The organism is Streptomyces sp. NPDC042002 (assembly GCF_055588305.1).
This window is the reverse complement of record NZ_JBVJCT010000009.1, coordinates 144,918-154,270: the sequence shown is the minus strand read 5'-3', so window position 1 is coordinate 154,270 and position 9,353 is coordinate 144,918. Positions and strand designations below refer to the sequence as shown.

Here is a 9,353-nt window from a genome sequence, read left to right as displayed (position 1 = left end):
CAGCAGTACCCCGGTCAGGGGCAGCAGCAGTACCCGGGCCAGGGTCAGCAGCAGTACGGCGACCAGGGGCAGCAGCAGTTCAACGGCCAGGGCGGGCAGCAGTACCCCGGTCAGGGGCAGCAGCAGTACCCGGGCCAGGGTCAGCAGCAGTACGGCGACCAGGGGCAGCAGCAGTTCAACGGCCAGGGCGGCCAGCAGTACCCCGGCCAAGGGCAGCAGCAGTACGCCGATGGCGGCCGGAATTCCGGGGCGCAGGGCCAGTCGCCCTACGCCGCCGATCCTGCCGACCCCTACGCCGGCCAGTACACGGGTGAGCAGCCCGACTTCTACAACACCCCCGACGCCTATCCGCCGCCCGAGCCGCCCGCCCGGCGCGGCGCCGAACCCGCCCCGCGCCGAGCCGAACCCGAACCGGAGCCCGACTGGGACCCCGGACCGGACCAGGGCGAGCACGCCTTCTTCGCCGGTGGCGACGACGATGACGACGACTTCGACGACGACGATGACGACCCGAAGGGCCACAAGGGCCGCGGTGACCGCAAGGGCCGGGGCGGTGGCACGGGCAAGAAGAAGCGCCGCAGCGGCTGTGCCTGCCTGGTGGTCGTCGTGGTCTTCGGAGGCGTTCTCGCCGGAGCCGGGGTTTTCGGCTACCACTACTACCAGAATCGTTTCGGCTCGGCTCCCGATTTTGCGGGCGAGGGTTCGGGACAGGTCGCCGTCATCATCGCCAAGGGCGAGGGCGGTTATGCGATCGGCCAGAAGCTCAAAGCGCTCGGTGTCGTCAAGAGCGTCGACGCCTTTGTCTCCGCTCAGCAGGAGAATCCCAAGGGCAAGTCGATTCAGGTTGGTGCCTATCTCCTGCGCAAGGGGATGTCGGCCGCGAGCGCCGTCGACCTGATGCTCGACCCCAAGAGCCAGAACAACGTGGTCGTGTTTCCCGGTGCCCGCAATGCCCAGGTGTACACGCTGATCGACAAGAAGCTCGGGCTCGCCGACGGCACCACCGGTCGTGTCGCGAAGAAGGAATACAAGAGCCTGGGGCTCCCGAGCTGGGCGAACAGCAACAAGGAAATAAAGGATCCGCTGGAAGGATTCCTTTACCCGCTCACGTATCCCGCGGCCAAGGGCATGAAGCCGGAGACCGTGCTGAAGTCCATGGTCGCGCAGGCCAACAAGAAGTACGTGGCGCTGGGACTCGTGGCGAAGGCGAAATCCCTCAATCTCGACAATCCCTTGCAGGTGGTCACGGTCGCGAGCCTGGTCCAGGCCGAGGGCAAGACGCACGACGACTACCGCAAGATGGCCGAGGTCGTCTACAACCGACTGAAGGCCACCAACACCGAGACCAACCAGAAACTGCAGTTCGACTCGACCTTCAATTACCTGAAGGGCCAGAGCAAGATTCACATCAGCGAGTCCGAGATCAACAGCAATCCGGACCCGTACAACACGTATTACCACACGGGTCTGCCGCCCGGTCCGATCGGTAACCCGGGTGACGACGCCTTCAGGGCGGTGTTCAATCCCACGAAGGACGGCTGGCTCTATTTCGTGGCGACGGACGGTCGGAACAATACCGAATTCGCCAAGACCCTGGCTCAGTTCGAGAAGCTCAAGGAAAAGTTCAATGCCAGCTCGGGCAACTGACGCCCGCCGGGCCGCGGTGCTCGGTTCCCCTATCGCCCACTCCCTCTCCCCGGTGCTGCATCGCGCCGCGTACCGCGAACTGGGCCTCGCGGACTGGTCGTACGACCGCTTCGAGGTCGACGAGAAGGCCCTGCCCGGTTTCTTCGAGGACCTCGGACCGGAGTGGGCCGGGCTGTCGCTGACCATGCCGCTCAAGCGGGCCGTGATGCCGCTGGTCGACGAGATCAGCGAGACGGCGGCCTCCGTCGAGGCGGTCAACACCGTCGTGTTCACCGAGGACGGGCGGCGCGTCGGCGACAACACCGACATCCCCGGGATGGTCGCCGCGCTGCGCGAGCGGGGGATCGAGCAGGTCGACTCGGCCGCCGTTCTCGGCGCGGGCGCCACCGCGTCCTCCGCGCTGGCCGCCCTCGCGCGGATCTGCACCGGCGAGGTGGTGGCGTACGTCCGCAGCAAGGAGCGGGCCGCCGAGATGCGGCAGTGGGGCGAGCGGCTGGGCATCGAGGTGCGCACCGAGGACTGGGCCGACGTCGAACAGGCGCTGCGGGCTCCGCTGGTGATCGCCACGACTCCGGCGGGGACCACGGACGCGCTGGCCGCCGCCGTGCCGGAGCGCCCCGCGACCCTCTTCGACGTGCTGTACGACCCCTGGCCGACCGATCTCGCGGCACGCTGGTCGGCGTACGGCGGGGCCGTGGTCGGCGGGCTCGATCTGCTCGTGCACCAGGCGGTGCTCCAGGTCGAGCGGATGACCGGGCGGACGCCCGCGCCGCTCACCGCCATGCGCAAGGCGGGCGAACAGGCCCTCGCCGCCCGGTAGGCGACCCCCTCGGGGCCGTCGGACCGTGCCGCGCCGTCCACACGGTCCGACGCCGGCGGGCGACTCCGGTCGAGGCCGGCGGGGTGGCGGTGTGCCGCGTCCACGGGTTGTTGCCGGGGACGTGGGACGCGCTGTGGCGCGTGAACCCCGTCGGCGCCGCCATCGGCGAGACGCGGACGTCCGCCGCCCCGGAACCCCGCGGACGGCCGCGAGCCCCGCGGAGCACGGCGGGCCCGCAGGGCGTGGAGGCCCTCGTGACGCAGCCGGACGCAGCCCGGGACCCGGGCCGCCGGGACGGTCCGGGACGGGCCCGCTCCGGCTCTCCCCGGGGCGTACGCGGCCCGGGGCGTACGCGGCCCGGTGCGTCCGCCTGATGGACCTGCGGCCGGTTCCCGATACCGGACGTGGGAGGATCGGAGGCGGCGGGCCAGGGCCACGCACCCGGTCGCGCCGTCGCCGTACGCGAGGACGCGTGTACGCAGCAGTACCAGGGCGCGAGCATGAGGAGCACCGTTGAGCAGGTTGCGCTGGCTGACCGCGGGGGAGTCCCACGGTCCCGCACTTGTCGCGACGCTGGAGGGCCTTCCGGCCGGCGTCCCGATCACCACGGAGATGGTGGCGGACCACCTCGCCCGGCGGCGCCTGGGCTATGGACGCGGCGCCCGGATGAAGTTCGAGCGCGACGAGGTCACCTTCCTCGGCGGCGTCCGGCACGGTCTCACCCTCGGCTCCCCGATCGCGGTCATGGTCGGCAACACCGAGTGGCCCAAGTGGGAGCAGGTCATGGCGGCCGACCCGGTCGCCCCGGAGATCCTCGCCGACCTCGCCCGCAACGCCCCGCTGACCCGCCCCCGGCCCGGCCACGCCGACCTCGCCGGCATGCAGAAGTACGGCTTCGACGAGGCCCGGCCGATCCTGGAGCGCGCCTCCGCCCGCGAGACCGCGGCCCGTGTCGCGCTCGGCGCGGTCGCCCGCTCGTACCTGAAGGAGACGGCCGGGATCGAGATCGTCTCGCACGTCGTCGAACTGGCCGCGGCCAAGGCGCCGTACGGCGTCTACCCGAAGCCGTCCGACGTGGAGAAGCTCGACGCCGACCCGGTGCGCTGCCTCGACGCCGACGCCTCGAAGGCGATGGTCGCCGAGATCGACCAGGCCCACAAGGACGGCGACACGCTCGGCGGCGTCGTCGAGGTGCTCGCGTACGGCGTGCCGGTGGGCCTCGGCTCGCACGTGCACTGGGACCGCCGTCTCGACGCCCGGCTCGCGGCCGCGCTCATGGGCATCCAGGCCATCAAGGGCGTCGAGGTCGGCGACGGCTTCGAACTGGCCCGCGTGCCCGGTTCGCAGGCCCACGACGAGATCGTCCACACGGAGGACGGCATCCGCCGCTCCACCGGCCGCTCCGGTGGCACCGAGGGCGGTCTGACCACCGGTGAGCTGCTGCGCGTCCGCGCCGCGATGAAGCCGATCGCCACCGTGCCGCGCGCGCTGGCCACCATCGACGTCGCCACCGGCGAGGCCGCCAAGGCCCACCACCAGCGCTCCGACGTCTGCGCGGTCCCGGCCGCCGGCATCGTCGCCGAGGCCATGGTCGCCCTCGTCCTCGCCGACGCGGTCGCCGAGAAGTTCGGCGGCGACAGCGTCCCCGAGACCCGCCGGAACGTGCGGAGCTACCTCGAGAACCTGGTCATCCGGTGACCGCGCCACGGCTGGTCCTGGTCGGCCCGATGGGGGTCGGCAAGTCCACGGTGGGCGCGCTCGTGGCCGAGCGCCTCGGCTGCGGCTACCGGGACACGGACGACGACATCGTGACCGAGCGGGGCCGCACCATCGCCGACATCTTCCTCGACGACGGCGAAGCCGCCTTCCGCGCGATCGAGAAGCGGGCGGTGCGCGAGGCGCTCGCCGACCACGACGGTGTGCTGGCGCTGGGCGGCGGTTCGGTCCTCGACGCCGACACCCGCGCGCTGCTGGCGGGACACCAGGTCGTCTACCTCTCGATGGACGTCGAGGAGGCGGTTCAACGCACCGGACTGAACGCGGCCCGGCCGCTGCTCGCCGTCAACCCCCGCCGGCAGTGGCGCGAGCTGATGGAGGCACGCCGCCACCTGTACACCGAAGTCGCCCGAGCGGTCGTGGCGACCGACGGCCTTACCCCCCAAGAGGTCGCCCAAGGGGTCCTCGACGCACTGGAGTTGAAGGAAGCATGAGCGAGGCAGTGACCCGTGTCCAGGTCGGCGGCAGCGCGGGCACCGACCCCTACGAGGTCCTGATCGGCCGTCAACTCCTCGGCGAACTCGGTGGGTTGATCGGCCACAAGGCCAAGCGCGTCGCCGTGATCCACCCCGAGGCGCTCGACGGCACCGGCGAGGCGCTGCGCGCCGACCTGGCGGAGCAGGGCTTCGAGACCGTCGCCATCCAGGTGCCGAACGCGGAGGAGGCCAAGACCGCCGAGGTCGCGGCCTACTGCTGGAAGGCGCTGGGCCAGTCCGGCTTCACCCGCACCGACGTCATCGTCGGCGTCGGCGGCGGTGCCACCACCGACCTGGCCGGCTTCGTGGCGGCGACCTGGCTGCGCGGGGTGCGCTGGATCGCCGTGCCCACCACCGTGCTCGCCATGGTCGACGCGGCGGTCGGCGGCAAGACCGGCATCAACACCGCCGAGGGCAAGAACCTCGTCGGTGCCTTCCACCCGCCCGCGGGCGTGCTCTGCGACCTGGCCGCGCTCGACTCGCTGCCGGTCAACGACTACGTCTCCGGGCTCGCGGAGATCATCAAGGCCGGCTTCATCGCCGACCCGGTGATCCTGGAGCTCATCGAGTCCGACCCCGAGGCGGCCAGGACGCCCGCCGGCCCGCACACCGCCGAGCTGATCGAGCGCTCCGTCAAGGTCAAGGCCGAGGTCGTCTCCGGCGACCTCAAGGAGTCGGGGCTGCGCGAGATCCTCAACTACGGCCACACGCTGGCCCACGCCATCGAGAAGAACGAGCGCTACAAGTGGCGGCACGGCGCGGCGGTCTCCGTCGGCATGCACTTCGCCGCCGAACTCGGCCGTCTCGCGGGCCGGTTGGACGACGCGACCGCCGACCGGCACCGCACGATCCTGGAGTCCGTCGGTCTCCCGCTGAGCTACCGCTACGACCAGTGGCCCAAGCTCGTGGAGAACATGAAGGTCGACAAGAAGTCCCGCGGGGATCTGCTGCGCTTCATCGTCCTCGACGGGCTGGCCAAGCCGACCGTCCTGGAGGGCCCGGATCCGGCCGTCCTGCTCGCGGCCTACGGCGAGGTCGGCGAGTAACGGGCCGCGCCCCGCACGGACGTATGGTCCGAAGGACCCCTGCTCAACCCGTTTTGCCTCTCTTTCCCGGGCACTTCGCACGCTCCCCGGCCGTTCACACAACGGCGGCCGGGGAAGGTACCGTTCGGTAGCGACGGGACCGGCGTCCCGTCCGCCAGCGCACATCGCCTGTACGAGACGGAGTGGCACCGGATGCAGCACGCAGTGGGGGCTCCGCTGCCGCCGCCCCACCAGCCGGGGCAAGGACCGGCCGCCGGATGGTCGCCGGCCGGTCAGTACCCGGGGCAGCAGGGTCCCGCGCCCGCTCCGGGCTTCGCCGGAGCGCCGGTGCCGCCCGGCGCCCCTCCCGCCCAGGTCCCGCAGCATCACCTGCCGCCGCACCAGATGCCACCGCAGCCTCCGCAGTACCCCTCGGCGCAGCCTCCGCCGCACCCTCCCGTCCCGCCCGCGCCGGACAGCACCGGGCATGTGCGGCTGCCCCCGGGCGTCTCCGTGGCCATGCCGAGCCCGCCGCCCGCCACGGGCGCGCCCGATCCGGCGGCCACCACCCTCGCGGTCCTGCTCATCGGCCCCGCGGGCGCCGGGAAGACCAGCGTCGCCAAGTACTGGGCGGACCACCGCCGGGTGCCCACGGCGCACATCAGCCTCGACGACGTACGCGAATGGGTGCGCTCGGGCTTCGCCGACCCGCAGTCGGGATGGAACGACCACTCCGAGGCGCAGTACCGTCTCGCCCGCCGCACCTGCGGCTTCGCCGCCCGCAACTTCCTGGCCAACGGCATCTCGTGCATCCTCGACGACGCCGTCTTCCCGGACCGCCCGGTCGTCGGACTCGGCGGCTGGAAGCGGCACGTGGGCCCCGGGCTGCTGCCGGTCGTGCTTCTGCCGGGCCTGGAGGTGGTCCTGGAGCGCAACGCCGAGCGCTCCGGGAACCGCAGGCTCAGCGACGAGGAGGTCGCCCGCATCCACGGACGGATGGCCGGCTGGTACGGCTCCGGGCTCCCGATCATCGACAACTCGCAGCTCGACGTGGCGGCCACGGCCCGCGTCCTGGACGACGTCCTCGCGCGGTCGATCGCCAGCCCTCCGCAGTGGTGAGCGGGCACCGCTTCCGCCCGTCCGGGTGCCGGGTTACCCGTCCGGCCCTCTGAACCGGCGGCATCCGGCCCCCGCTCGTACGCTCGGTTCATGTCAGAGGTGTACGCGGCCCGCAGAGAGCGGCTCAGGGAACGCAGTACGGCGGGTGGCAGCGCGACCGCGCTGGTGACCCGCCCCGCCAATGTGAGGTATCTCGCGGGCGCGGCGCCGCACGGCTCCGTGCTCCTGCTCGGCAGCGGCGAGGACGTGCTGCTGTGCGGCGGTCCGCCGACCGGTGAGGCCGTGGAAGGGCGCCCCGACGAGGCGCTGAACGTCAGGGTGCTGCCGCGCGCCGGCGGTGATCCCGCCGTCGCGGCCGCCGGTCTGGCGGCCGGCCAGGGTGCCGAGTCCCTCGCGGTCGAGGAACACCACCTGACCGTGACCCGGCACCGCGCGCTCGGCTCGGTCGCGCCGCGGCTGCGCCTGGCCGACCTGGGCGGCGCGGTGGAACAGCTGCGCGTGATCAAGGACGAGGAGGAGATCTCCTGTCTGCGGATCGGCGCCGAGATCGCCGACCAGGCGCTCGGCGAACTCCTCGAATCCATTCTCGTCGGCCGCACGGAACGCCATCTCGCCCTGGAGCTGGAGCGCCGGCTCGTCGACCACGGCGCGGACGGACCGGCCTTCGCGACCTCGGTCGGCACCGGCCCGAACTCGGGACGGCGCGGCCACCGGCCCACCGACCGGCGCGTCGAGGAGGGTGACTTCCTCTCCGTCTGTCTCGGCGCGACCTACCGCGGCTACCGATGTGAGATCGGTCGTACGTTCGTGATCGGCACCTCGCCCGCCGACTGGCAGATCGAGCTGTACGACCTCGTCTTCGCCGCCCAGCGCGCTGGCCGGGAGGCGCTGGCACCCGGTGCCGCCTACCGCGACGTGGACCGCGCGGCCCGTCAGGTACTGGGCTCCGGGGGCCATACCGAAGGGCTTCCGCCGCTGACGGGGCACGGTGTCGGGCTCGAAATCGACGAGGACCCGCAGCTTGCCCCCGCGGCCATGGGTAAACTGGACGCTTGCGTGCCGGTCACCGTCGAACCGGGGGTCCACCTTCCGGGCCGGGGCGGTGTCAGGATCGATGACACGCTCGTCGTACGCCCTGAGGCGGACGGCGGACCCGAGCTACTCACCATCACGACCAAGGAGCTGCTCGCGCTCTAGCTTTTGAGCTGTGCGCGTGCGCCGTGGTCGTCCACGTCAGTCCAGGAGATTCCGCAACCGTGGCTTCCACGAACGACCTCAAGAACGGCCTGGTGCTCAAGCTCGACGGAGGCCAGCTCTGGTCCGTCGTCGAGTTCCAGCACGTCAAGCCCGGCAAGGGCCCGGCCTTCGTGCGCACCAAGCTGAAGAACGTGCTCTCCGGCAAGGTCGTCGACAAGACGTTCAACGCCGGCGTCAAGGTCGAGACGGCCACGATCGACAAGCGCGACATGCAGTTCTCGTACATGGACGGCGAGTACTTCGTCTTCATGGACATGGACACGTACGACCAGCTCATGGTCGACCGCAAGTCCGTCGGCGATGCCGCCAACTTCCTGATCGAGGGCTTCACGGCCACCGTCGCCCAGCACGAGGGCTCGGTGCTCTTCGTCGAGCTGCCGGCCGCCGTCGAGCTGGTCATCCAGGAGACCGAGCCGGGCGTCCAGGGCGACCGCTCCACCGGTGGCACCAAGCCCGCCACCCTGGAGACCGGCCACCAGATCCAGGTCCCGCTCTTCATCACCACCGGTGAGAAGATCAAGGTCGACACCCGCACCAGCGACTACCTCGGCCGGGTGAACAGCTAACCGTGGCTGCCCGCAACACGGCCCGCAAGCGCGCCTTCCAGATCCTCTTCGAGGGCGACCAGCGCGGCGTGGACGTCCTGACGGTCCTCGCGGACTGGATCCGGCACTCCCGGTCAGACACCCGGCAGCCGCCGGTCAGCGAGTACACGATGCAGCTGGTCGAGGGCTACGCCACCAAGGTGAGGCGGATCGACGAGCTCATCGCGCAGTACGCCGTCGGCTGGACGCTGGACAGGATGCCGGTCGTCGACCGCAACATCCTGCGCCTCGGTGCCTACGAGCTGATCTGGGTCGACGAGACCCCGGACGCCGTGGTGCTCGACGAGGCGGTGCAGCTGGCGAAGGAGTTCTCCACGGACGAGTCGCCCTCGTTCGTGAACGGCCTGCTGGGCCGGCTGAAGGACCTGAAGCCGTCGCTCCGCCGCGACGAGGACTAGCCGACAGCCGTAGCCGTACGGCCCGGAGGGGACGTACGGAACGCCGGAGGGCCCGCAGCGATCGTGCTGCGGGCCCTCCGGCGTTCCCGTGCGGGTTCTCGGCGTTCCGGTACCTCGAAGGCTCCCGAGGCCCGCAGACGGCCGCCGGGGGGGGGGGGGGGGGGGGGGGGGGGGGGGCACCGCCGGGAGGGGTTGTTGGGGATTGTGCCAGGGGGGAGAAATCCTCCTTG

At 71.4% G+C, this 9,353-nt stretch carries 9 protein-coding genes; all 9 read left to right on the top strand.

Features of this window, described 5'->3' with window-relative positions; all coding sequences use genetic code 11:
• A partial coding sequence (gene mltG, locus ACZ6KY_RS16550; RefSeq protein ID WP_469310994.1) for an endolytic transglycosylase MltG occupies positions 1–1,647 on the top strand: 1,647 nt, incomplete at its 5' end.
• Positions 1,628–2,467 (top strand): shikimate dehydrogenase, encoded by an 840-nt coding sequence (locus tag ACZ6KY_RS16545; protein WP_469310993.1) that lies wholly within the window; start codon positions 1,628–1,630, stop codon positions 2,465–2,467. The genes mltG and ACZ6KY_RS16545, both read left to right, overlap by 20 nt.
• Positions 2,468–2,980: 513 nt before the next feature.
• Positions 2,981–4,165 (top strand): chorismate synthase, encoded by a 1,185-nt coding sequence (gene aroC / locus ACZ6KY_RS16540; protein WP_469310992.1) that lies wholly within the window; start codon positions 2,981–2,983, stop codon positions 4,163–4,165.
• Entirely contained in the window at positions 4,162–4,677 is a 516-nt protein-coding gene (locus ACZ6KY_RS16535; protein ID WP_469310991.1) for a shikimate kinase, read from the top strand. The genes aroC and ACZ6KY_RS16535 overlap by 4 nt, the downstream gene beginning before the upstream one ends.
• A complete protein-coding gene (aroB, locus tag ACZ6KY_RS16530) occupies positions 4,674–5,765 on the top strand; it encodes a 3-dehydroquinate synthase (protein ID WP_469310990.1) in 1,092 nt (363 codons plus the stop codon). The genes ACZ6KY_RS16535 and aroB overlap by 4 nt, the downstream gene beginning before the upstream one ends.
• Before the next feature lie 192 nt (positions 5,766–5,957).
• On the top strand, positions 5,958–6,863 hold the full coding sequence (locus ACZ6KY_RS16525) for a Pro-rich N-terminal domain-containing protein (protein ID WP_469310989.1): 906 nt from the start codon (positions 5,958–5,960) through the stop codon (positions 6,861–6,863).
• 90 nt (positions 6,864–6,953) lie between these two features.
• Entirely contained in the window at positions 6,954–8,060 is a 1,107-nt protein-coding gene (locus tag ACZ6KY_RS16520) for an aminopeptidase P family protein (protein ID WP_469310988.1), read from the top strand.
• A 59-nt stretch (positions 8,061–8,119) separates the two neighbouring features.
• Positions 8,120–8,686 (top strand): elongation factor P, encoded by a 567-nt coding sequence (efp, locus tag ACZ6KY_RS16515; protein WP_383286502.1) that lies wholly within the window; start codon positions 8,120–8,122, stop codon positions 8,684–8,686.
• 2 nt (positions 8,687–8,688) lie between these two features.
• Positions 8,689–9,123 (top strand): transcription antitermination factor NusB, encoded by a 435-nt coding sequence (nusB, locus tag ACZ6KY_RS16510; RefSeq protein WP_365879419.1) that lies wholly within the window; start codon positions 8,689–8,691, stop codon positions 9,121–9,123.
• Positions 9,124–9,353 lie beyond the last annotated feature (230 nt).

What these genes read in the sequence shown, in the direction of transcription:
- aroB (WP_469310990.1), top strand. Translation starts at nt 4,674, where the DNA reads ATGAGCGAGGCAGTGACCCGTGTCCAGGTCGGCGGCAGCGCGGGCACC.
- ACZ6KY_RS16545 (WP_469310993.1), top strand. Translation starts at nt 1,628, where the DNA reads ATGCCAGCTCGGGCAACTGACGCCCGCCGGGCCGCGGTGCTCGGTTCC.
- ACZ6KY_RS16520 (WP_469310988.1), top strand. Translation starts at nt 6,954, where the DNA reads ATGTCAGAGGTGTACGCGGCCCGCAGAGAGCGGCTCAGGGAACGCAGT.
- ACZ6KY_RS16525 (WP_469310989.1), top strand. Translation starts at nt 5,958, where the DNA reads ATGCAGCACGCAGTGGGGGCTCCGCTGCCGCCGCCCCACCAGCCGGGG.